The 20,857-nt window shown below is 69.9% G+C and carries 19 protein-coding genes; 9 read left to right on the forward strand and 10 right to left on the reverse strand.

The window, feature by feature from the left end:
• Window positions 1-17: 17 nt before the first annotated feature.
• Both ACIQNU_RS09275 and ACIQNU_RS09280 read right to left on the reverse strand, forming a co-directional pair.
• A complete protein-coding gene (locus tag ACIQNU_RS09275; protein WP_401363169.1) occupies window positions 18-1,487 on the reverse strand; it encodes an MFS transporter in 1,470 nt (489 codons plus the stop codon).
• A 196-nt stretch (window positions 1,488-1,683) separates the two neighbouring features.
• Window positions 1,684-2,496 (reverse strand): helix-turn-helix domain-containing protein, encoded by an 813-nt coding sequence (locus tag ACIQNU_RS09280; protein ID WP_401363172.1) that lies wholly within the window; start codon window positions 2,494-2,496, stop codon window positions 1,684-1,686.
• An 88-nt stretch (window positions 2,497-2,584) separates the two neighbouring features.
• Here ACIQNU_RS09280 and ACIQNU_RS09285 point away from each other — a divergent pair, with 88 nt between their 5' ends.
• Entirely contained in the window at window positions 2,585-3,025 is a 441-nt protein-coding gene (locus ACIQNU_RS09285) for a nuclear transport factor 2 family protein (RefSeq protein WP_401363175.1), read from the forward strand.
• Between the two features lie 33 nt (window positions 3,026-3,058).
• On the opposite strand, the gene ACIQNU_RS09290 is transcribed toward ACIQNU_RS09285, so the two are convergent.
• Entirely contained in the window at window positions 3,059-3,910 is an 852-nt protein-coding gene (locus ACIQNU_RS09290) for an APH(3'') family aminoglycoside O-phosphotransferase (protein ID WP_401363178.1), read from the reverse strand.
• A 188-nt stretch (window positions 3,911-4,098) separates the two neighbouring features.
• Here ACIQNU_RS09290 and ACIQNU_RS09295 point away from each other — a divergent pair, with 188 nt between their 5' ends.
• Complete coding sequence (locus tag ACIQNU_RS09295; protein WP_401363181.1) at window positions 4,099-5,628, forward strand: GMC family oxidoreductase; 1,530 nt, start codon at window positions 4,099-4,101, stop codon at window positions 5,626-5,628.
• 106 nt (window positions 5,629-5,734) lie between these two features.
• Here ACIQNU_RS09295 and ACIQNU_RS09300 read toward each other — a convergent pair whose 3' ends face one another.
• Window positions 5,735-7,501, reverse strand: coding sequence for a (2,3-dihydroxybenzoyl)adenylate synthase (locus tag ACIQNU_RS09300; RefSeq protein WP_401363184.1), 1,767 nt, complete (start codon window positions 7,499-7,501; stop codon window positions 5,735-5,737).
• Between the two features lie 238 nt (window positions 7,502-7,739).
• On the opposite strand from ACIQNU_RS09300, the gene ACIQNU_RS09305 reads away from it, so the two are divergent.
• From ACIQNU_RS09305 to ACIQNU_RS09330, 6 genes are all read left to right on the forward strand, one after another.
• Window positions 7,740-9,209, forward strand: a complete 1,470-nt coding sequence (locus ACIQNU_RS09305) for a benzaldehyde dehydrogenase (RefSeq protein ID WP_401363186.1) — start codon at window positions 7,740-7,742, stop codon at window positions 9,207-9,209.
• Window positions 9,210-9,342: 133 nt separating this feature from the next.
• Window positions 9,343-10,137, forward strand: a complete 795-nt coding sequence (locus tag ACIQNU_RS09310) for a TetR/AcrR family transcriptional regulator (RefSeq protein ID WP_401363189.1) — start codon at window positions 9,343-9,345, stop codon at window positions 10,135-10,137.
• 166 nt (window positions 10,138-10,303) lie between these two features.
• On the forward strand, window positions 10,304-11,059 hold the full coding sequence (locus ACIQNU_RS09315) for an Asp/Glu racemase (RefSeq protein WP_401363192.1): 756 nt from the start codon (window positions 10,304-10,306) through the stop codon (window positions 11,057-11,059).
• Between the two features lie 45 nt (window positions 11,060-11,104).
• Window positions 11,105-11,758: a VOC family protein gene (locus ACIQNU_RS09320; protein WP_401363194.1), complete on the forward strand. Its 654-nt coding sequence runs from the start codon at window positions 11,105-11,107 to the stop codon at window positions 11,756-11,758.
• A complete protein-coding gene (locus ACIQNU_RS09325; RefSeq protein WP_401363197.1) occupies window positions 11,755-12,000 on the forward strand; it encodes a hypothetical protein in 246 nt (81 codons plus the stop codon). Before ACIQNU_RS09320 ends, ACIQNU_RS09325 begins: the two co-directional genes overlap by 4 nt.
• Complete coding sequence (locus tag ACIQNU_RS09330; RefSeq protein ID WP_401363200.1) at window positions 11,997-13,238, forward strand: hypothetical protein; 1,242 nt, start codon at window positions 11,997-11,999, stop codon at window positions 13,236-13,238. The genes ACIQNU_RS09325 and ACIQNU_RS09330 overlap by 4 nt, the downstream gene beginning before the upstream one ends.
• Window positions 13,239-13,325: 87 nt before the next feature.
• On the opposite strand, the gene ACIQNU_RS09335 is transcribed toward ACIQNU_RS09330, so the two are convergent.
• From ACIQNU_RS09335 to ACIQNU_RS09360, 6 genes are all read right to left on the reverse strand, one after another.
• A complete protein-coding gene (locus ACIQNU_RS09335; RefSeq protein ID WP_401363202.1) occupies window positions 13,326-14,129 on the reverse strand; it encodes an SDR family oxidoreductase in 804 nt (267 codons plus the stop codon).
• 219 nt (window positions 14,130-14,348) lie between these two features.
• Window positions 14,349-14,594, reverse strand: coding sequence for a DUF6332 family protein (locus ACIQNU_RS09340; RefSeq protein WP_401363204.1), 246 nt, complete (start codon window positions 14,592-14,594; stop codon window positions 14,349-14,351).
• 56 nt (window positions 14,595-14,650) lie between these two features.
• Window positions 14,651-16,108: a benzaldehyde dehydrogenase gene (locus tag ACIQNU_RS09345; RefSeq protein ID WP_401363207.1), complete on the reverse strand. Its 1,458-nt coding sequence runs from the start codon at window positions 16,106-16,108 to the stop codon at window positions 14,651-14,653.
• Between the two features lie 122 nt (window positions 16,109-16,230).
• Window positions 16,231-17,859 (reverse strand): thiamine pyrophosphate-dependent enzyme, encoded by a 1,629-nt coding sequence (locus ACIQNU_RS09350; RefSeq protein WP_401363210.1) that lies wholly within the window; start codon window positions 17,857-17,859, stop codon window positions 16,231-16,233.
• Window positions 17,856-18,689 (reverse strand): FadR/GntR family transcriptional regulator, encoded by an 834-nt coding sequence (locus tag ACIQNU_RS09355; protein WP_401363213.1) that lies wholly within the window; start codon window positions 18,687-18,689, stop codon window positions 17,856-17,858. Before ACIQNU_RS09355 ends, ACIQNU_RS09350 begins: the two co-directional genes overlap by 4 nt.
• 177 nt (window positions 18,690-18,866) lie before the next feature.
• Window positions 18,867-19,622: an SDR family NAD(P)-dependent oxidoreductase gene (locus ACIQNU_RS09360; RefSeq protein ID WP_401363215.1), complete on the reverse strand. Its 756-nt coding sequence runs from the start codon at window positions 19,620-19,622 to the stop codon at window positions 18,867-18,869.
• Between the two features lie 271 nt (window positions 19,623-19,893).
• On the opposite strand from ACIQNU_RS09360, the gene ACIQNU_RS09365 reads away from it, so the two are divergent.
• Window positions 19,894-20,745 carry a hypothetical protein gene (locus tag ACIQNU_RS09365; RefSeq protein WP_401363218.1) on the forward strand — a complete coding sequence of 284 codons (852 nt, stop codon included), beginning with the start codon at window positions 19,894-19,896 and terminating at the stop codon, window positions 20,743-20,745.
• Window positions 20,746-20,857 lie beyond the last annotated feature (112 nt).

A 20,857-nucleotide genomic window follows, 5' to 3' on the forward strand; every position in this document is an offset into this window, starting at 1 on the left:
AGGACGGGCCGCCCCTGTCAGACGGTGCGGGAGTCCGCACCGGTCCGCTCGGGTGATGGAGCGGAGGGATCAGAGGGATCGGGCGGCTCAGTGGGGTCGGCGAGGTCGCCGGGTCCGGTCCCGATGCGGTCCAGGTCGCGATGGCGGGTCTCCTGGGCGACGCCGACCGCGATGAGCGTGAGGATGACGGCGGCGATCACATAGAGCGCCACCGGGGTGGAGCTGTCGTAGTCCGCCAGCAGTGCGGTCGCGATGAGCGGAGCGGGGGCACCCGCGGCTACCGAGGCGAACTGTGCGCCGATCGAGGCTCCCGAGTACCGCATCCGGGTCGCGAACATCTCGGAGAAGAACGCGGCCTGCGGTGCGTACATCGCGCCGTGCAGGACCAGTCCGACGGTGACCGCGAGCAGGAGGTTCCCGAAGGTGCCCGTGTCGATCAGCGAGAAGAAGGGGAACATCCACAGCCCTACGCCGGCGGCGCCCACCAGATACACGGGCTTGCGCCCGATCCGGTCGGAGAGGGCACCCCAGGCGGGGATGGTCGCGAAGTGCACGGCGGAGCCGATGAGTACCGCGTTGAGCGCGGTCTGTTTCGACAGCCCCGCGGAGGTGGTGGCGTACACGAGGATGAAGGCGGTGATCACGTAGTAGCTGATGTTCTCGGCCATGCGGGCGCCCATGGCGATGAGGACGTCGCGCCAGTGGTGGCGCAGCACGGCGACGAGGGGCAGCTTCTCGGCCGCGGTCGCGGCGGCCGTCCCGTCCGTGGTCGCGCCCGCCTCCGCGAGGACGGCCTGCTTGCGTGCCTCGGCGCGCGCCAACGCCGCCTTGAACACGGGTGATTCATCGACGGAGAGACGTATCCACAGGCCGACGACCACGAGGACTCCGGACAGGAGGAACGGTATGCGCCAGCCCCAGGTCTCGAAGGCCGAGTCCGACAGGAGCGCGGTCAGCAGCGAAAGAACACCGGTGGCGAGGAGTTGGCCGGCCGGGGCGCCGGTCTGCGGCCAGGACGCCCAGAAGCCGCGGCGCCGGGCGTCGCCGTGCTCGGACACCAGCAGGACGGCGCCGCCCCACTCGCCGCCGAGCGCGAATCCCTGGACGAGCCGGAGCACCGTCAGCAGTACGGGTGCGGCGGTGCCGACCATGGCGTGCGTCGGCAACAGCCCGATGGCGAAGGTCGCGCCGCCCATGAGCAGCAGACTCAGTACGAGGAGCTTCTTGCGGCCCAGCCGGTCGCCGTAGTGCCCGAACACCAGGGCGCCGAGGGGACGGGCGGCGAAACCCACCGCGTAGGTGAGGAAGGACAGCAGTGTGCCGACGAGCGGATCGGAGTCGGGGAAGAACACCTTGTTGAACACGAGTGCGGCGGCGGAGCCGTACAGGAAGAAGTCGTACCACTCGATGGTCGTGCCGATGAGGCTCGCCGCGACGATGCGCTTGAGGTTCGCGGGCGGGGGAGGAGCGGTTGGTGAGGCGGCCATGGTCACCACTTCCGAGCGGAGGGCGGGGACGGTTGTGTGTCGCCACACCGTAGGAACACCCAGATCAGAGGCACATGTGGTGAGACACCATAGTTCGGGGGGAGGGAGTGCGTGGGCCCACCATGGGGCGTGCCACTTCGCCCGGTTCGTGAGGCCGCTTGGTCGAGCGCGGGCTTCGGCTGGTGGTGGGGTCGACTCAGGTGGGTCCCGAGAACGACCGGACCCGGGGGGTCGGTCGTGTGTTGGCGAGGGTGTGCAGGAGGGCGGCGCTTTCCGTGTCCGCCGGGTAGTAGGACTCGATGGAGATCTCTTCGAGGGTGATGTCCTGAGGGGTGCCGAAGGTCGTGAGGGTCGAGAACAGCCTCAACTCGCCCTCCCGGAAGCGGAAGATCATCGGGATCGTCACCTCCGACTCCAGGCGGGGCGGCGGTCCGTCCGGCTCTTGGTCGGCGAAGAACTCGTCGTAGAGGGCGCCGACCACCGGATCACCGGATCTGGCGGCCTCGCGCGACAGGCGGGCGCGGAAGAACGAACGGACGTCGGCGAGGTTGATGATCCGGGAGGCGAGACCGCGCGGGTCGAGGCCGAGCCGCACCATGTTGACCGGGGCGCGCAGCAGTTCGGGATCGACGTCCGTGAGGAAGTGCTCGACCGGTGCGTTGACCATCATGATGTTCCAACGCCGGTCCACGACCAGCGCCGGATACGGCTCGTGCGCGCGCAGCACCCTGACGACGGCGTCCCGAACCGCCGACATGTCCGGCTCGTCGAGTGGGCGCTCGCGATAGCGCGGCGCGAACCCGGCCGCCACCAGCAGACGGTTGCGATGCCGCAGCGGCACCTCAAGCTGGGCCGCGAGCCGCAGCACCATGTCGGCGCTCGGCCGGGACCGGCCCGTCTCGACGAGGCTGACATAGCGCGGCGAAACGTCGGCCGCCAGCGCGAGATCGAGCTGGCTCAGCCGTCGACTGTGCCGCCACTCGCGCAACAGGCCACCCACTGTCTCCACAGCGTCGACCCTAGTCGCGCCGTGCGACCACGGTCCATGAACTCCGAGTTCATCGACGGACCACGACCGCGCCGCCACACTCCTGGACATGACCGAAGACCAGAGCACTGAACACGGCAATGACCGCAACACCGGCCGCAGCACCGGCCGCAGGGACGAGTACGGCACCGAGGGCAAGGAGCTGGTCCTCACCTGCCTGGAGTTGTACGGCAAGGGCGACCTCGACGCCGTCGCACCGCTCCTCCGAGACGACTACGTGGACCACGGGCTGCCGTTCCGGACCCGTACGAAAGCGGACTGGATGGCGGTGGCGCGGCAACTGCCGCTCGCCGAGATGCGGTTCGACATTCGCCGGCTCGTGGCAGAGGGCGACTACGTGACGATGTTCTCCCGGCGGTGGCTGCCCGGCGGCGCACTCGACATCGCGGTGGCCGATGTCTTCCGGCTTCAGGACAGCCTGATCGCCGAGCGCTGGGAGGTCGTCGAACCGATCCCCGCGGACGCTCCCAATCCGGTGGCGGCCTTGTGAGCAGATCGGCCCCGGCCCCACCAGGAGTACCGCTCAGCCCCAGGTGAGCGGGTCGAGATGGAGGTAGAACCGCAGGCGTTCGTGGTCGAGGGCGATGTCGTACGTCTTGGCGAACGCCGTGTCCGCGGCCCGCGCCTGTTCCTCGTCCGGCCAGGTCTCCCGCGCGTTGGCGAGCAGGAGCGACAGGTCGACGTAGCGGTCGGCCAGCCCCAGCCGGCCCAGGTCGATGAAGCCCGACACGTGCAGGGTCCGCGGGTCGAGGATGATGTTGGGGAGGCAGAGGTCGCCGTGGCAGACGACCATGTCGGCGGCCTCCTGCTCCCGTCGCCGTGCTAGCTGCGGGACGAGGCGGGCCAGTAGTTCACCGGGCGGTGTGTGCTGCTGCTCGACGGGGAGGAACTCCGGGTTCACCGCGCCACGGTCCACGACGTCGCGTGCCACGGCGGTCATCCGGTCCAGGTCGCGGCGGAACGGGCACTGTCGTACGGGTACCTCGTGCAGCGCGCGGACCGCGTCCGCGATGCGTTCCCAGGAGGCTCGCAGGTCGGCGGCGGACACCTGGTCGGCGGGTACGCCGGGGACGGCGCTGGTCACCAGGCAACTGCCCGTGTCGCCGGAGTGCCAGTCGAGTACGCGGGGTCCGGGGACGCCCTGGTCGCCCAGCCACGCGACGCGGTCGCGCTCGGCGGCCAGGGCGGCCGCGAGGTCGGTTGCGAGGTTGGCCGCACCATCGGCGGCCACGCACTTGGCGTACCGGGTGCCGTCCGCGCTGCGGAAGACGGCGGCCTCCGACTCGCCGGTGGTGACGGCCTCCCAGTCGCCGGCGCCACCGCCCGCGCCCAGGTGGACCGGCGACAGGTTCGGCGGTTCGGGGTGATCACTCATGGCGGCCACTCTAATCAGCCGGCCCGGCGCCCCGATCGGTAGCTGGTGACAGACAGCCGGGCGCCGGCCTCCGTTTGACGTGAGTGTTGAAGATTCGACATGTGTGACGTATGGTGAGGTGTGAAGCGTGGACATCCACCGCGTGGTTCCCGCACGGCCCACAGGGGAGTGTGTTTGCAGTGAGTGATGTGAGTGAAGTACGTGACGTGAGCGGGCGGAGTTACGACGTCATCGTGGTGGGAGGCGGCTCCGCTGGAGCGGTCCTGGCGCGTCGGCTGAGCGGGGACACCTCCCGAAAGGTGCTTCTGCTGGAGGCAGGGCGGGCGTACGCCCCGGACGAGTACCCCGACGTGATCCGCGACAGCGGTCGTGTCGGCGGGGACGAGGACCACGACTGGGGCTACTCCGCCGCGACCGGGCAGGGCGACAACAGCATCGCGGCCCCGCGAGGCAAGGTGCTCGGCGGCAGTTCCGGCGTCAACGCCGGTGTCGCACTCCGCGCCCGTAGGCCGGACTTCGCGCGCTGGCGTGCCCACGGCCTCTCCGGCTGGACGGACGCCGAGGTGTTGGAGGCCTACAAGCGGCTGGAGACCACCTCGGCGGGCGATGACACCCTGCGCGGTCGGTCGGGGCCACTTCCCATCCGCCAACTGGGGTACGAGGAACTGACTCCATCGCTCCAGGCCTTCATCGACGCCTCCGCGAGCGAAGGGTTCAAGCGCCTGAAGGACGTGAACGGCACCGATCAGGACGGGGTCACGGCCTACCAGCTCAACGTGGTGGAGGGAGTGCGCCAGAACACGGGAATGACCTATCTGACCGACGAGGTCCGCCGCCGCCCGAACCTGACGGTCCGTGGCGACACGGAGATCGACCGAGTGCTCTTCGACGCGGGCGTGGCCCGGGGAGTCCTGACGACCGACGGCACGGAATTCACCGCGGGCGAGGTGATCCTCTCCGCCGGTGCCTTCGGCAGCCCCGCCATCCTGATGCGCTCGGGGATCGGGCCGGCCGATCATCTGCGCTCGCTGGACATCCCCGTCGTGTCCGACCTGCCGGTGGGCCTGCGTCTGCAGAACCAGCCCTTCTACTTCAATGTGTACGCGCTACGTCCCGGCAAGCTCGCCATGACGCCGCCCGGAGGCGCCCTCGTCTGGACCGGATCCAGCGAGGCGGGCAAGGGCGAACTGGACATCCACATCTCGGCGACTCACCTCATCGATCCGGCTTTCAGCCCGACCGGGGGTGCCATCGTGCTCGCCGTGTCGATCGTTCGCCCCGACTCGATCGGCTCTCTCCGGCTCCACAGCCGCGATCCCCAGGACGCACCGGTCATCGACTACCGATTCCTCGCGGAACCCCGTGACCTGCGGCGCATGGTCGAAGCGGTCAAACTCAGCCGACGCATCGGACGCAACGAACTGTTCGCCGATGTGGCCGAGTCCGAACTCCTGCCGGGTGACACCGTGCAGAACGACGCGGCCCTCAAGCAGGTCATCCTGGAGAACCTGGGCTCGTACGAGCACCCGACCTCGACCGTGCCCATGGGCGGCGACGACGACACATGGGCTGTCGTGGACAGCCTCGGAGCGGTTCGGGGGGTCGAGAACCTGCGGGTGGTGGATGCCTCCATCTTCCCGGACGTCCCGTCCACCGCCACGAACCTGACGGCCATCATGGCGGCCGAGTACATCTTCCAACAGGCATACGGCAGTTGACGGGCGGACCGGATGCGGACGGGACGGGACGGGGGCACGCAGCACCCGTTCCGTCCCGTCCACATCGGGGGCCGAGCGACCGGTCCGAGCCGCCGGCCCGAGCCACCTATGCATCCGCGCCGGACTCCTCCGCGAGTTTCCGCTCGACGTCCTCCCGCAGCGCCTTCTTCGAGACCTTGCCCACGTTCGACAGCGGCAGCTCGGGCACCAGCTCGACCCGCTCGGGCAGTTTGTACTTGGCCAAACCCTGGGCCAGCAGGAACGCACCAAGCGACTGAACGGTCAGCGGTCGGCCGCCGGGTTCGAGTACGAGATACGCACATCCCCGTTCGCCCAGAACCCTGTCCGGCATCGCGACCAAGGCCGCATTGGAGACAGCGGGGTGACGGACGATCAGCTCCTCGACCTCGTCGGCGTGAATCTTCTCCACACCCCGGTTGATCACGTCCTTGATGCGGCCGTCGATCGAATAGCACGTCACACCGTCGATGGTGTGTCGCCTGGCGAGGTCGCCGGTGCGATAGAACCCGTCGGCGGTGAAGGCGTGCGCGTTGTGCTGGCGTGCGCGGTAGTAGCCGCGGATCGTGTAGGGGCCGCGGACACACAACTCGCCGATCTCTCCGGCCGGTACCTCGGTGTCCTGGCCGGGCCGCAGGATACGGATCTCGTCGGCAGGCGAGATCGGTTCGCCGACGGTGTGGTGGCGTACCTCTTCCCCGGCGTGTGCGGGTGTGACGAGGAACATCCCTTCCGCCATGCCGAACTTCTGCCGCACCGCGATACCCAGTTCGTCGCGCAGGCGCTCCGCGACCTCCTCGGCCAGCTTCTGCCCGCCGACGATGAAGTCCTTGATCGATGACAGGTCGGCGGTCCGGCTGCGCGGGTCGTCCAGCAGCCGGATCGCCAGCGCCGGCGGAACCAGCGGGATGGCCTCGGGCCGAGTCGACTCGATCAGACCGAGCAGCGTACCGACGTCGGCCGACGGCGCGAGGACCAACGTCGCGCCGCTCAGCAACGTGGGCTGGAGTGCCAGGGCAACTCCGGCGTTGTGCATGATCGGCAGCGGGTACAGCACCACGGTTCCGGGGCTCCACCCCAGCTTCTGAGCCCACGCGCGGGCGTTGTAGGCGTACTCCTCATGAAGGCGCGGCGCGATCTTCGGCAACCCGGTGGTGCCCCCGGACAACTGGAAGACGGCCACTTGGCCGAGGTCGCCGCTGTGGTACGGGAGGGCGTCCGCGGTGGCGGTGGGCGTGGCGGCGGTCGCGGTGGCTCCGGACGCGAGCAGTTCTTCGTAGCGCACCCCGATGCCCTCCGCACCGCTGCCCGCCACCGCATCGCCGCCCGCCGCATCGCCCCGGACCACGACGACGTCCTCGATCACGCCACGGGCGACCAGCGTACGGGCACGCTCCGGCAGTTGGCCGTGGCCGAAGTCCGCCTGGAGGATCAGACCGCGCGCCCCGATGTGCTCGGCCAGGACGCCGATCTCGCGGACGCCGTGCTGCGGCAGCGTGCACACCGGTCGCACGGCGGCCAGCAGGCAGCCCAGGTAGGACACGACCGTCTCGGCGACGTTGCCCATCTGGAACATCACCGCGTCTCCGGGCCGAAGGCCGGTCGACTCCAGCAGCCCGGCGGCAAACTGTCGCGCCGCGCCGAACAACTCCTCGTAACTCCAGCGCCCTTCGGGAGTGATCAGCGCCGTCTGCCCACAGTGAGTGGACGCGGCGGACATCAGCTCGACCGGCAGGGGCCGTCCCGACCAGAGCCCGGCGGTCCGGTACCGGAGTACGGCCTCCATCGGGTACGGAACGAGTCCCGCCTCGTCGGCCTCATCGCCGGGGAACGTCTGCGCCGTTGCTTTCGCCATGTTTCGCAATCTAACGACAGCCGCCACAAAGGTCCACCCCGTGTGTCGAATATTTGACGACCATGTCACATGGCCGCGCTCTCGGATGCCCGGATTGTACAGGCATCGACTCTCGCGTCGATAGTTCGACAATGAGGTTGACTTGAAGTGCGGGCGGGTCCATCGTTGTAGCAGGCCGCCCCGGGCAGCCGACGGGATCGTCGTGAGGACGGGGCGCGGGACCAGCGAGGAGACGTTCATGTCCGCCACCCTCTTCGCGCCCTCCGGCGCGTGGAACGGCAAGATCTACAGCAACGGCTGGCAGGAGCCGGGGCTGGGCACCGAGCCCGTGACGGAGAAGGCGACGGGGGCTGTCCTCGGTCACACCGGGATCGCCTCCGCAGCCGACATCGCCGCTGCGGCGGCCACCGCGCACGAAGCCCAGGCTGCCTGGGCCCAGGTGCCCGCGCCCCGGCGGGGCGACGTCGTGCGCAGATTCTCGGAACTGCTCCTGGAGCATGCGGATGAGATCACCGAACAGCTCATGCGGGAGACCGGGTCCATCCGGTTCAAGGGGGAGTGGGAGGTTCATATGACCGCCCGCGAGATCCTGGAGGCCGCAGCGCTCGGCGGCCGGCCGCAGGGCGTGATGGCGGCCAGCGCGGAGGAAGGGCGCCACAGTGTGGCCCGCCGGATCCCCATCGGCGTCGTCGGTGTCATCACTCCATGGAACTCCCCGCTTCTGCTGGCTGCCCGAGCCGTGGGCCCCGCACTCGTGATGGGCAACGCCGTCCTGCTCAAGCCCGACGTACAGTCCCCGGTTTCCGGTGGGGTCGTCTTCGCGCGGCTGCTGGAGGAGGCCGGTCTCCCCTCAGGGCTGCTGCACGTGCTGCCCGGCGCGGTCGAGACCGGGCAGGCCCTGGTCAAGGACCCGGCCGTCGACATGGTCAGCTTCACGGGATCGACCCGGGCCGGCCGCGAGATCGGCTCGGTCGCGGGTGGACTGCTCAAGCGCGTCTCTCTCGAACTCGGGGGCAACAACCCGTACATCGTGCTGGACGACGCCGACGTCGACGCTGCCACCAGCGCCGGCGCCTGGGGCTCCTTCTTCCATCAGGGGCAGATCTGTCTCACCGCAGGCCGCCACCTGGTACACGAAAGGATCGTGGACGCCTACACCGACGCCTTGGTCAAGAAGGCCAAGGCGCTGGTCGTCGGCGACCCGATGACCGACGGCGTGATGGTGGGACCGATCGTCAACGAGCGTCAGGCGGCCCGCGCCGAACAGATCGTCGGCGACACGGTGGCTCAAGGGGCCCAGGCCCTGGTGGGCGGTTCCCGCGACGGACTGTTCTTCGAACCGACCGTACTCACCGGGGTCACCCCCGGCATGCCCGCCTTCGATGAGGAGATCTTCGGCCCGATCGCGCCCATCACCACCTTCCGTACGGACGAAGAGGCCATCGCGCTGGCCAACCGGACCAGCTACGGACTGGTGGCGGCAGTCGTCTCGGCGGATCAGGCGCGTGCCCAGCGGATCGCGGACAAGTTGCACGCCGGGATCGTGCACATCAACGACCAGACCGTGCTCCACGAGGTGTACGGGCCGATCGGCGGTATCGGCGCTTCCGGCAATGGCTTCAACCACAGCACGCTCACCAACGCCGACCAGTTCACCGAATGGCAGTGGGTCACCAGCCGGGCGGAGATTCCTGCCTACCCGTTCTGAGGCGGACGGACAGGGGCAGTGCCTGGGTGGCCGGTCGGACCGTCACGGCTGACGGCCGGCCCGCCTCCGACGCTTTTCGTCGCGAGAGTGGAGTTATCGACATCCGTGGTTCCACTCGACTACGATCGGCGTCATGGCAGGTAAAACACCGGGGAAAAGCGCCGACGCGGCGAAGAAGGACACGACAAAGAAGGACACCGCGGCGAAGAGGGAAACCTCGCCGAAGGGGTCGGACGCACCGCGCCGCAGTACTGCACGGCGAAGCCTCGTCACCCGGGACCTGCTGGAGAAGGCAACGGGCCTCTTCGCGGACAAGGGATATGAAACCACCACGCTCCAGGACGTCGCCGCAGCCGTCGGCGTTTCCCGTACGGCGCTCTATCACTATGTGACGAGCAAAGAAGAACTGCTTGCCATGCTGGTCGAGCAGATGAGTCTCGGACTGGCCGACACCTTGGAGGCGTTGAAGGCTCGTACGGACCTCACGCCGGAGGGAAAGCTCCGCGAACTGACGGACAATCTGGTACGGCAGAGGGCGGAATCGCCACAGCAGTTCCGCGTCCACGACCAGACCGAGTCAGCACTCCCGGAGCCCCTGCGCTCCCGCCACCGGCAAGCACGGCGGGACGTGCTGGCCGCACTCTCCGCTGTCATCGAAGAGGGAATCGAGCGAGGGGAATTCAAACCGCTCGATCCGCGCGTCGCCGCATTCAGTGTCCTCGGTATGTGCAATTGGGTGGCCTGGTGGTACCACCCGGGCCCTGACTACGACATCGATGCGGTGGCCCGTCAGATCAGCCAGTCCGCCATCGACATGGTGACTGCGGGCGACGCACCGCGGGGACCGAAGGATTCGGCGAAGTCGGCGCTGGCCATGGCGCGCTCCGGCCTCGACGCGCTGGAGCGACTCCTCCCCGGGGAGGGCTGACCACCACCGAGGTATTACGGCCGACGCGGGTGCGGGCGGCGGAGCTTGGTGCTCCGCGGTCGGCACCCGCGTTCTTGCATGTCAGGGCCCCGAGAGGACTCCGACCCTTGACAATCTGACGCATGCGTCGAAAAATAGTCATGAGAGTCAAGGAGAGGGGAGTCTCATGCCCGGACCATTTCGGATCGGCCTCGTCGTGCCCAGCTCGAATGTCACCGTCGAGACCGAGATGCCGCGCCTGCTCGGACGGCACCCCGAGGCGGCCTTCTCGTTCCACGCCAGTCGCATGCGTATGCACACGGTGTCGCCCGAGCAACTGCGCGCGATGAACGCGCAGCGTGAACGCTGCGTCCTGGAACTCGGCGACGCCGGAGTCGACGCGATCCTCTACGCGTGCCTGGTCGCGGTGATGGTGGGCGGAGCGGGAGAGCACGGGCGGGTGGAATCGGCGATCGCCGAGCAACTCTCCACCGGCGGTGCCGACGCCGCGGTGCTGTCCAGCGCAGGCGCGCTGTCGGAGGGGCTGAAGGCGCTGAACGCGCGCCGCATCGCCCTGGTCACCCCCTACACGCTCCCGCTCGCCCGGCAGGTGGTGGCCTATGTGGAATCAGAGGGGTTCGACGTCGCCGACTGGCGCGCGCTGGAAATCGACGACAACGAACAGGTCGGCCGGATCCCGGGCGACCGTGTGCTGAGCGCCGCGCGGGATCTCGACCTCACCGAAGTCGACGCCCTGGTCATCTCGGCGTGTGTGCAGATGCCCTCGCTCGACCTTGTGCAGGCCGCCGAGGACGAATTCGGGGTTCCCGTGCTCTCCGCCGCGACCGCAGGCACCTACACCCTGCTGCGGAAACTCGGCCTCACGGTCGACATCCCCGACGCCGGGAGCCTGCTCAGGGCGGACACACAGGCCGCCGGATGACCCGCCGCTGACAACCGATCCGCCACCCGTACGAGGAGGTCCGACATGAACCAGCCCGAGCACCGGGTCAAGGGTGTCGACCACGCCGCATTTCCCACCTTCGACCCGGTCGCCACCGTGCACTTCTACCGTGACGTACTGAAGTTTCCCGTCGTTCACTCGATCTGCGCGGCCGGCTGGGGTCCGGAGCGGCATCCGGACTTCATCCACTTCTTCTTCGACATCGGAAACGACGACCGCATCGCCTTCTTCTACTACTTCGGATTCGAGCCCCCGGCCGGAGCAGGCAACGCCGGAGATGTCTATGCGAAGTTCGCCGACGACGTACCGCAGTTCTTCATCAACTCCCGCCACTTGGCGATTCATGTCGACAACGAGAGGGATCTGCTCGAATACCGCCGCCGCCTCGACGAGTCGGACTGGCCGGTGGAAATGCAGGTCATGCACGAGACGATCGAATCGATCTACACGCACGACCCGAACGGCTACATGGTCGAGATCACCCGAGCACTGCGTCCGGTCACGCCACAGGAGGACCTGGACGCCCACCTCACCATCGACGCCCTGGTCGAGGTCGCATCGGGGCCCGAGCCCAGCATGGACAAACTGCTCACACGCAAAGCCGAGTTGATTGTCGAGCGCGTCGCGCAAGGGGAAGAAGCGCGGATCGGTGTCACGGAGGAGCTGACCCGGGGATGACCACCCTCTATGTCCTCGACATTCCGGAAAACGCCACGATCCCGCAGGTCGCCGCTGAGGACCCGGCGGTGGAAGTGGAGAAGGTCGGACCCTATTTCCGTATCACCTCTCCCGGCACGCTCGTCGTGGACCGCCGTGCCACCGGGTGTCGGCACGCCGTGTGGTACAGCGCGGTCGCGGGGCTGGAGAACTCGCGTATCACCCAACACGACAAGGACGCGCTACGCGTGGAGGCACGATGACTTCATCCGTCCGTCTGGGAGCCGACCGTCATTTCCCCGCCCGTCCGATTCCCGATACGGCTGTCTCCTCGCTGCATGAACTGACCACCGCGGACGGCGCGAAGGTGACGGGCGTGCTCCGCACGATTCCCGGCGCGCGCACCGTCGTCTGTCTGATGCACCCCCGCCAGGACTTCACCCACCATGTGCTGGTTCCGGAGCTGCTGGCCAGGGGCATGGCCGTATGGACTCAGGGAACCCGCTCGGTCAACAACGATCTGAATCTGCTGCACGAGCAGGCCGTGCTCGACATGGCCGCAGGGCAGGTGTTTCTACGCAACAGCCCCTTCGACCACGTCGTGACGCTCGGGCATTCGGGCGGCGGCACTCTCGCCGCGCTGTACCACCAGCAGTCCGGGCTGCCTCCCGGCCGGCGCATCTCCCGAACACCCGCGGGCCGTCCTGTCGATCTCGCCGGCGCCGACCTGCCGGTCCCGGACGCCGCCGTCTTCATGGCACCCCACTTGGGCCAAGGGGTGCTGCTGGAGCGCCTGATCGACCCCTCGGTGACCCACGAGACCGACCCCCTGTCAGTTGACCCGGAACTCGATCCGTACAGCGCCGCCAACGGCTTCGCCGACGCACCTCAAAGCTCCACGTACACACCCGAGTTCGTCGCCCACTACCGTGCCGCTCAGCGCGCCCGTATCGAACGTATCGACGCGCACGCGCGTGAGCTGGCCGCCGAAGCCACCGCCGCACGCCAACGCTTCAAGCGGAGCGCGGACGTCGCCGACCGGCGGCGGGCGCTGGCGCCCAGGATCATCACCGTCTACCGCACCGACGCGGATCTGCGCGGTACCGACCAGACGCTGGACGCCAATGAACGTCCCTACGGGTCGCTGTTCGGCAGCCGGCCGGACCTCATCAACTACGGACTCCTGGGATTCGGGCGGCTGTCCACGCCGGAAGCCTGGCTTTCCACCTGGTCCGCCGTGTCGACCCACGCGGACTTCCTTCGCTGCGCACCCGGCATCGGCGCCCCCACGCTGCTCGTCGAACTCACCGGTGACCAGGCGGCGTTCCCCCCGGACTCCGCCGCCATGATGAAGAGCTTCGGCTCGGGTGACGCCACGCACCGGAGCGTCCGCGGCCTGCACTTCGGCGGCCCGCTCTCCCCGGGGGAACCGGCGGGCAGCAGCCTGGCCGCCGATGTGATCGGTGCGTGGACGGCCGAACGGTTCCCGCTCGCTGATTGACGGGTGGTCAGCCACAGAGTTCGCAGCTCCGGGTCATCGACCCGGAGCTGCCGCGCCGCACCTGCCGCCGTGCCAGGGTCTACGCGTCTACCAGGTGGAATCGCCACGGAGCACCACATCGGCGCCACCGTCGAGGAAGATGGTCTGGCCTGTCATATGACCGTTGGTCTCGCTCGTCAGCCAGGCCAGAAGTTCCGCCGCCGCCACCGGCTCATAGGGCCCGCCGAGCGGCATCGGGCTGCCTGCTTCGATGCGGCGCTGGGTCTCGGGGTCCTCGAAGAGCCGCTTGAGGAGTTCGGTACGGACCAGGCCAGGGGCGACGGCGTTGAGCGGGATGCCCGCGCCCGCCCACCCGGCGTCGACGGCGTGCCGCCGGATCCAGCGGGACAGCGCCCGCTTCGTGGTGGCGTACACCTGTGGCGCGGTGGCCGCGCGCGCCAGGGCGTCCTCTTCCGTGCCGTCCAGCAGCGTGTCCAGGAGCTGCTGGTCGAAGGGGTGGACCGACGTGATGGAGGAGACGGCGGCCACGCGCGGGGCGGGCGACTCGTGGAGCAGCGGGCGCAGGCCGTCCATGGTGGCGATCGCACCGTAGTAGTTGATCGCGGCGGTGGCGGGACCTGCGATGTCGACGCCGGCCACGGCCAGGACGGCGTCGATCCGGCCGCCGCTCAGCTCCGTGACGTCCTCCACCAGGGTGGTACGGCCTTCGGGTGTCGAAAGGTCGGCGATCACCTCGGCGTCGTGGAGGTCCGCTCCGATCACGCGGTGCCCCTGGGACTCCAGAAGCTGCCGGGTGGCCAGGCCGATGCCGGAGGCGGAGCCCGTGATGACGTAGAGCCGGGGGGCTGCCGGGCGGGTGCCGTTTGCGCTGTGGGCTTCCATGTTCGTCATAGAAGTAAAAATATCGACGTCCGAGTCGATAGTCAAAGGGGAGGACGGACCGCGGCGCGGGCGACCCGTTCGTGGGTCGGCGGATGTTCCAGGCCGGTACCGCCGTCTTCACTCTGGCCGCACTACTGGGCGGGCCGGCCCCGAACGAGGGCCTGCTGATCGGTGCCCGCATCTCCAGGGCCTCGGCGCGGCCCTCGCCGCTCCCCGAGCCTGCCTCCCTCAGCGGTACTCGCGCGTCTGCCGCCAGAGGACATGGATGACGCGGAGCACCGCCAGCGTTCCGCCGAGTGAAGCTCCCCCGATCAGCAGGAACCTTTCGACGGTGGGAGGCAGGTGCCATACGGCGGCGGGGCCGGCGACCGTCGCGAACACGACGGCGCCGAGGAAGCACGCGCTGAGCAGCGCATAGCCGATCTCGACCGTGATCGCGTCTCGTTCGGCCTGGCTGCGGCGTCCTGTTCCCATGGCCCAAGGGTGCACTACGGTCCGTCAGAACAACGGCCCGTCAGAAGTGCGGCCCCTCAGAACGGATACGCCGCCTGCGTCGAGCGGGCCGTGATCCAGCGGGTCTCCGTGAACGCCTCTATGTTCGCCGCGCCCCCGAATCGCGCCCCCGTGCCGGAGGCGGCGACGCCGCCGAAGGGGGCGACGGCCTCGTCGTTGACCGTCTGGTCGTTGATGTGGACGAGTCCGGTCGGGATGCGCTCGGCGAGGTCGAGGCCCCGCATCACATCGCCGGTGAGGATGCCCAGGGAGAGCCCGTACGGCGTGGCGGTGGCCAGGGCGACCGCCTCGTCCAGGTCGGAGAACGCCCGCACCGGGGCGACCGGGCCGAAGACCTCCTCGGCGTACGCGGGTGAGGCGTCCGTGACTCCGGTGAGGACGGTCGGCCGGTAGAACAGGTCCTCGTACGTGCCGCCGGCCGCCAGCCGCGCCCCGCCCTCGACGCTGGAGCGGACCAGCCCGTGGATCTTGTCGCGCTGGCCTGCGTCGATGATCGGGCCGAGCGCCACCTGCTCCTTTGCGGGGTTGCCGACCGGCAGGTGCTCCGCCTTGTGCGCGAGCCGTTCGACGTACTCGTCGGCGATTGAGGCATGGACCAGATGACGGCCGGTGCTCATGCAGACCTGGCCCTGGTGGAAGAAGGAACCCCAGGCGGCGGTGGAGGCGGCCCGCTCCAGGTCCGCGTCCGGCAGCACGATCAGCGCGGAATTGCCGCCGAGTTCGAGGTGGGCGCGCTTGAGGTGCTGGGCGGCCGCCGCGCCGACCTTGCGGCCCGCGGCCGTGGAGCCGGTGAAGGATATGACGCGCACCTGGGGCGCGATTACGAGGGCCGCTCCCGTGTCGGCGCCGCCCGGCAGAAGGTGCAGCACATCGGCGGGCAGCCCCGCCTCCTCGAACACCCGCATGAGCGCGACCCCGCCGGACACGGCGGTCCGCAGATCGGGTTTGAGCAGGACCGCGTTGCCGAGGGCCAGGGCCGGGGCGACGGAGCGGATGGCCAGCACGAGCGGCACATTGAACGGGGCGATGACGCCGATCACCCCCGCGGGCACCCGGCGCGCGAGGCTGAGCCGGGGCTCGGCGGAGGGCAGTACTTCGCCGAGCGGGCGGGACACGAGCGCGGCGGCCTCGTAGCACTCCTGGGCCGCGGTGGTCGTCTCGAATGCCGCCTTGCCGGGGATGCTGCCCGCCTCCCGGACCAGCCACCGCTGGATCTCGTCGGCGTGCCGGACGAACAGGTCGCCCGCGCGCCGCAGTACGGCGGCACGTTCGGTGTACGGGGTGCGGGACCAGGCGGTCTGGGCGCGGGCGGCGCGCTCGGCGGCCGTCGCGACGTCCTCGGGGGTGGCCACGCCGATGGAGTCCAGGACTTCACCGGTGGCGGGCTCGACCACGGGGGCGGTGCCCCCGGTGGGTGCCGACCAGCCGCCGACGCCGACCTTGCCGGACCAGAGAGTGGGATCGAGCAGAGACATCGCGGCCTCCAGAGAGGAGAGAAGGGAGAGGAGGGGAGGGATGGGGATGTGTGTGGGGTGTGGTGAGGCGTCCGGTCACGTCCGCCGACGCCGACTTCTACGCCGACTCCTACGCCGACTCCTCAGGGGCAGAAGTCGGCGCCGACCGTGACGGCGATCTCCAGGACCAGCGGTGCGGTACGGTCCGCCAGATCCGCGCAGACGGTGTCGAGCGTGGCGCACAGATCGCCGTACCCGGTGACACGGCGGACGGCGCAGCCCAGGGACTCGGCCATTCCCGCCACGCTGACCTCGTCGAACGCGGGCCACGGCGGCCTGCCCCCGTGCTGTTCGGCGAGCTTGTCCATGACCGCGTACCGGCCGTTGGCGAGGACGACGAAGACGGCGCCGACGCCGTAGTGGGCGGCCGTCCACAGGGACTGGATCTGGTAGAGGGACGAGCCGTCGCCGACGACGGCGACCACCGGGCGGCCCGGCTGCGCCATCCGCACGCCGATCGCCGCGGGCAGCGCGAAACCGAGGGCGCCCATGGCGGCGCTGAGGAAACCGAGCGGGGCGCGGGCGGGGAGCAGGGCGTGCAGGTCGGGGCGTGAGGAGGGCGTCTCCTCCACGACCACGGTGCCGACGGGCAGTCGCTCCGCGAGCGCCGCCAGCACATGGGTGGGGCTCAACGGCTCGCCCGCCGCCGGGACGTGGTGCCGCCGGTCAGCAGCCTTCGCCGGCGTCGGGAGTGGTCGGTCCGCAGGTGGGCGGCGGGGTGTGCGGTGTGCGAGGCGGTCGCAGAAGTCCGGCAGGGGGGAGACGACGGCCAGTTCGGCGGGGGAGCGGTGGGCCTCGGCCGGATCGTCGGTCACCACGACCACCCGTGCGTCGGTCAACTTCCCCGGGGCGTAAGGGTATTGGCGGAGGAAGGCGGCGCCCACGCACAGCACCAGGTCGTGTGCGGCGAGCGCGGTGCGCAGCCGGGGCCGGTCGGCGGGCAGATGCCCCGCGAACAGCGGATGGTCCTGCGGGAACCCGGCGCGCGCCCCGAAGGGCTCCTGCCATACGGGGCAGTCGAGCCGTTCGGCGAGGGCGGTGAGCGCGGTCCAGCTGTCCGCGTGGTCGGCGCCCGCCCCGACGACCAGGACCGGCGACGCGGCACGGGCCAGTAGGTCGGCGACCTCGGCGACGGCACGCGGATCGGCGACGGCGGGGCGCCGGACCTCGACGGCCGCCGGCACCGGCAGGTCGTCGGCCGGCTCGGCCCAGTCGTCCATGGGGACGAGCACCAGGGCGGGCCCCCGCCCCTCACGGGCCGCGTGCACGGCCCGGCCGATCGCGCCCGGTACGTCCTGGGCGCGCACCGGCGCCTCCACACGTACCGGATACTCCCCGGCCAGACCCGCCAACTGCCCGGCCAGAAAAGGTTCTTGGGCGAGATGGCGGCGGTCCTGCTGGCCGACGAGGACGACCAGGGGCGCACGGTTGACCCGGGCCGTCGCCAGGGCGCCCACCGCGTTGCCGAGCCCTGCGGTGGTGTGCAGCAGGACCAGCGCGGGTTCCTCGCGGGCCAGTGCCCAGCCGGTGGCGGCCCCCACCACCGAACCCTCGTGCAGCGCCAGGACGAACCGAAGGTCCTCGGGCAGATCGGCGAGCAGGGAGACCTCGGTCGAACCGGGGTTGGCGAAGACGGTGGTCAGTCCGTGCAGCCGCAGGATGTCGAAGGCGGCCTCGCGGACGGTACGGAATCCGGTCACCGGGGCGGTCACGACGGCGTACCCCGACGCACCGCGGACGGGCCGCCGCCCAGGGTCACGTTCGACCGCAGCCAGGAGGTCAGGGCCTCGGTCAGTCCGGCGTCGGAGGGGGCGGTCCCGCCTTCCTTGCGGACCGAGGTGATGCGCTCGACGGCCTGGCGGTGGTAGTCGCGGACCACGGAGGCGGCGCGCCCCGGGTCCCGGGACGCGACGGCGGCGACGATCCGCATGCGTTCCGTGTGGAGCGCGCCCGCGACCCGGCCCCAGTCGCCGCCCTCGCCGCCGGACAGCTTCACGGCGAGCCCGATCTGCATTTCGGTGATGAAGCGGCTCAGCGCGGCGAGCAGCGAGTTGTGGGAGATCTCGCACAGGGTCGCGAAGAAGTGCTGGAGCGCGGCGGCCGACCGCTCCACGCCCTCGGCGGCGGGGACCGCCTCGGCCGCTGCACGCAGCAGGGCGATCTCCTCGTCGGACGCGTGCTCGGCGGCGAGTTCGGCTCCGTAGGCGTTGAGCGCGCCGAGCAGGCCGAGCACTTCCCTGGCGCCGACCTTCTCGACCTGGACGACGGAGGCGATGGACACGGCGAGCAGGGTGTCGCCCTGCGCGGTGACGGTCGCCCGGCTGCCGTTACGGGTGTTGACCAGGCCCATCGCGGTCAGCACGCGGACCGCCTCGCGGACGGTCGGGGCGCTGACGTCGTAGTACGCGGCCAGCTCCCGTTCGGCGGGCAGGCGTGAGCCGTCCGGCAGGGCGCCGCTGAGGATCTGTGTGCGGAGATCCTCGACGATCTGGTCGGCCACCCGGCCGCGGTAGATCTTCGCGGGGGTGTGAGGCACGGACATGTCGCTCCCAGGGTGTTCCCGGGCCGCCGGGGCGCCCGGGACGCGGATGGTCCAGTCATCGGTAACCGTAACCTACCTAGTAGGTTGATTCAAGCAGCTTGATTCAAGCCGCCGGGAGCTGCTTCGGGCTGCTTCGGTCCACTTCGGCCTGCTTCCCCTGGCCGTCTCCCGCCGCGCTCACCGCTCCGACCGGCTCGGGCGGATCAGCAGATGGCTGACCGCCGCGTGCGCCGGGCGCGTCACGACGTAGGTGAGCGCGTCGGCGACGTCCTCCGGGCTCAGCCGCTCGTAGTCGCGCCGGGCCGCGAGATCCTGCCGTGTCCGAGGGGGAAGAAGGTCGGTCGCGACCGCCGCGGGCTCCAGTACCGCGACCCGCACCCGGCGCCCCGCCACCTCCTGCCGTAGTACCTCGCTGTACGTGTTCAGCGCCTGTTTGGTCGCGCTGTAGACGCCCGATCCCTTGCGCGGGGCGCTCCCCGACAGGGAGCTGACGCCGACCAGGTCGGCCACGCGACGGAGGCCGTCGTCGGCCGCGGCGAGCAGATGCGGCAGGGCGGCATGCGCGCAGTACAGCGTGCCCAGCAGGTTGACCTGGACCATCTGCTCCCACTCGGTGAGCGGTGCGTCCGGTATCGGTCCGGGGTGGGCCACGCCGGCGTTGTTGACCAGGATGTCCAGGCGGCCCCAGGTGTCGACGGCCCGTTCCACCGCCGTGCGCGCCTGGCCGGCGTCGGTCACGTCGGCGGCCAGGGGGAGGGCGCGCCCGCCGGCGGCCCGCAGCTCCTCGGCCAGTGCGTCGAGCCGGTCCCCGCGCCGGGCCACCAGGGCCACGGCCGATCCCCGGGCGGCCAGGCCGCGGGCCACTGCGGCGCCTATGCCGCTGGACGCGCCCGTGACCAGCGCGACCGTCCCCGTCAGATCCGTGTCGGTCATCTCCGAACTCCTCTCCGAACCCCTTGAACTCCTTCAAGGGTCGATCAAGGCTCAACACCTACCTTGACATCAACCTACCAAGAAGGTTTCTTGGTAGGCGAGCGGTCGGACGCCGATCACGTCACCGGGCCGACAGGCCGCGATAAGGCCGCAATACGTCACAACAGCCACCGAGTCATCACCGACCGCCAGGCATCCGCCCGCCCGAAGCGCGCCGCCGAGGGCGCGCCGACCGACACAGGCGGGCACCCCACCACGACGGAGGACCGCGATGAAGATCGCACCGTTCGACGAGAACGCGTTCAAGATGGACCACCCCAGGGGGACCGTCTCGTTCAACTATCTGCTCATGGGCGACCGCAGCAAGCCCCTGGAGAACTACCGCTACATCCTGGGCCGTCAGGAGGCCGACTTCCTGATGCCCCGGCACTGCCACACCTTCGAGCAGATCCGGCTGCCCCTGGTCGGTGACATGAACCTGGGTGAGCAGGGCATCCTGCGCGAGGGCGAGGTCGGCTACTTCCCCGAGGGCCAGACGTACGGGCCGCAGGACGACAAGCTCACCGACCCCCATCAGATCCAGCTCGTCCTGCAGTTCGGCGGCGCCTCCGCGCTCGGCATGGCCGCGGGACGCGGGCGCGGCCCGGACAACCGGCAGGCCCAGGAGGAGCGGCGCCCGCGACGGGAGCAGAAGTTCCCCAAGCCGCGCTACAACGGCGTCGTCATCAGCAACCCGGACCACTTCAACTGGCTTCCGGTGGCGGGCAGTCCGGGCGTCAGCCGCAAGCACATCGGTACCTACACCGAGCGGCAGTTCTGGGTCGAGTTCATCCGGGTCGAGGCCGGCGCCGAGTGGATCTCGCAGAGCGACGACGCCAAGCGGCTGACCGTCGTCCTCGCGGGCAGCGGCACCGTCGAGGGAACCGGGATCGGCCACCTCGGCGCGGTCGAGGCCGACCCCGGTGAGAAGGCCCGCTTCGTCGCGGACGAGGAGTTCGTGCTGTACACGGTGGGTCTCCCGCCGATCCAGCTCCCGGTCGAGCCGGACGACGACAAGTTCGTCACCGTCGTCACCGACGGCGGCATCCGATTCGAGAACGCCAAGGAAGCCGACAACGGCTGAGGACGGTCCAGTACGACTGAGGGCGGCTAGGGCGGCCGAGGTCTCACCGCCGGGCGGTGGCTCGGGACGGCACGCCCCTCCCGAGCGCCCCTCGGCCCGGAACGCCGCCCGC

Origin of the sequence: Streptomyces sp. NPDC091292, assembly GCF_044757265.1 — a bacterium.
Classification (GTDB): domain Bacteria; phylum Actinomycetota; class Actinomycetes; order Streptomycetales; family Streptomycetaceae; genus Streptomyces.

Coding starts and splice junctions, on each gene's coding strand:
- ACIQNU_RS09315 (WP_401363192.1), top strand. CDS start 10,304: ATGCCCGGACCATTTCGGATCGGCCTCGTCGTGCCCAGCTCGAATGTC.
- ACIQNU_RS09325 (WP_401363197.1), top strand. CDS start 11,755: ATGACCACCCTCTATGTCCTCGACATTCCGGAAAACGCCACGATCCCG.
- ACIQNU_RS09320 (WP_401363194.1), top strand. CDS start 11,105: ATGAACCAGCCCGAGCACCGGGTCAAGGGTGTCGACCACGCCGCATTT.
- ACIQNU_RS09290 (WP_401363178.1), bottom strand. CDS start 3,910: ATGAGTGATCACCCCGAACCGCCGAACCTGTCGCCGGTCCACCTGGGC.
- ACIQNU_RS09305 (WP_401363186.1), top strand. CDS start 7,740: ATGTCCGCCACCCTCTTCGCGCCCTCCGGCGCGTGGAACGGCAAGATC.
- ACIQNU_RS09335 (WP_401363202.1), bottom strand. CDS start 14,129: ATGACGAACATGGAAGCCCACAGCGCAAACGGCACCCGCCCGGCAGCC.
- ACIQNU_RS09330 (WP_401363200.1), top strand. CDS start 11,997: ATGACTTCATCCGTCCGTCTGGGAGCCGACCGTCATTTCCCCGCCCGT.
- ACIQNU_RS09345 (WP_401363207.1), bottom strand. CDS start 16,108: ATGTCTCTGCTCGATCCCACTCTCTGGTCCGGCAAGGTCGGCGTCGGC.
- ACIQNU_RS09275 (WP_401363169.1), bottom strand. CDS start 1,487: ATGGCCGCCTCACCAACCGCTCCTCCCCCGCCCGCGAACCTCAAGCGC.
- ACIQNU_RS09300 (WP_401363184.1), bottom strand. CDS start 7,501: ATGGCGAAAGCAACGGCGCAGACGTTCCCCGGCGATGAGGCCGACGAG.
- ACIQNU_RS09310 (WP_401363189.1), top strand. CDS start 9,343: ATGGCAGGTAAAACACCGGGGAAAAGCGCCGACGCGGCGAAGAAGGAC.
- ACIQNU_RS09360 (WP_401363215.1), bottom strand. CDS start 19,622: ATGACCGACACGGATCTGACGGGGACGGTCGCGCTGGTCACGGGCGCG.
- ACIQNU_RS09365 (WP_401363218.1), top strand. CDS start 19,894: ATGAAGATCGCACCGTTCGACGAGAACGCGTTCAAGATGGACCACCCC.
- ACIQNU_RS09355 (WP_401363213.1), bottom strand. CDS start 18,689: ATGTCCGTGCCTCACACCCCCGCGAAGATCTACCGCGGCCGGGTGGCC.
- ACIQNU_RS09340 (WP_401363204.1), bottom strand. CDS start 14,594: ATGGGAACAGGACGCCGCAGCCAGGCCGAACGAGACGCGATCACGGTC.
- ACIQNU_RS09285 (WP_401363175.1), top strand. CDS start 2,585: ATGACCGAAGACCAGAGCACTGAACACGGCAATGACCGCAACACCGGC.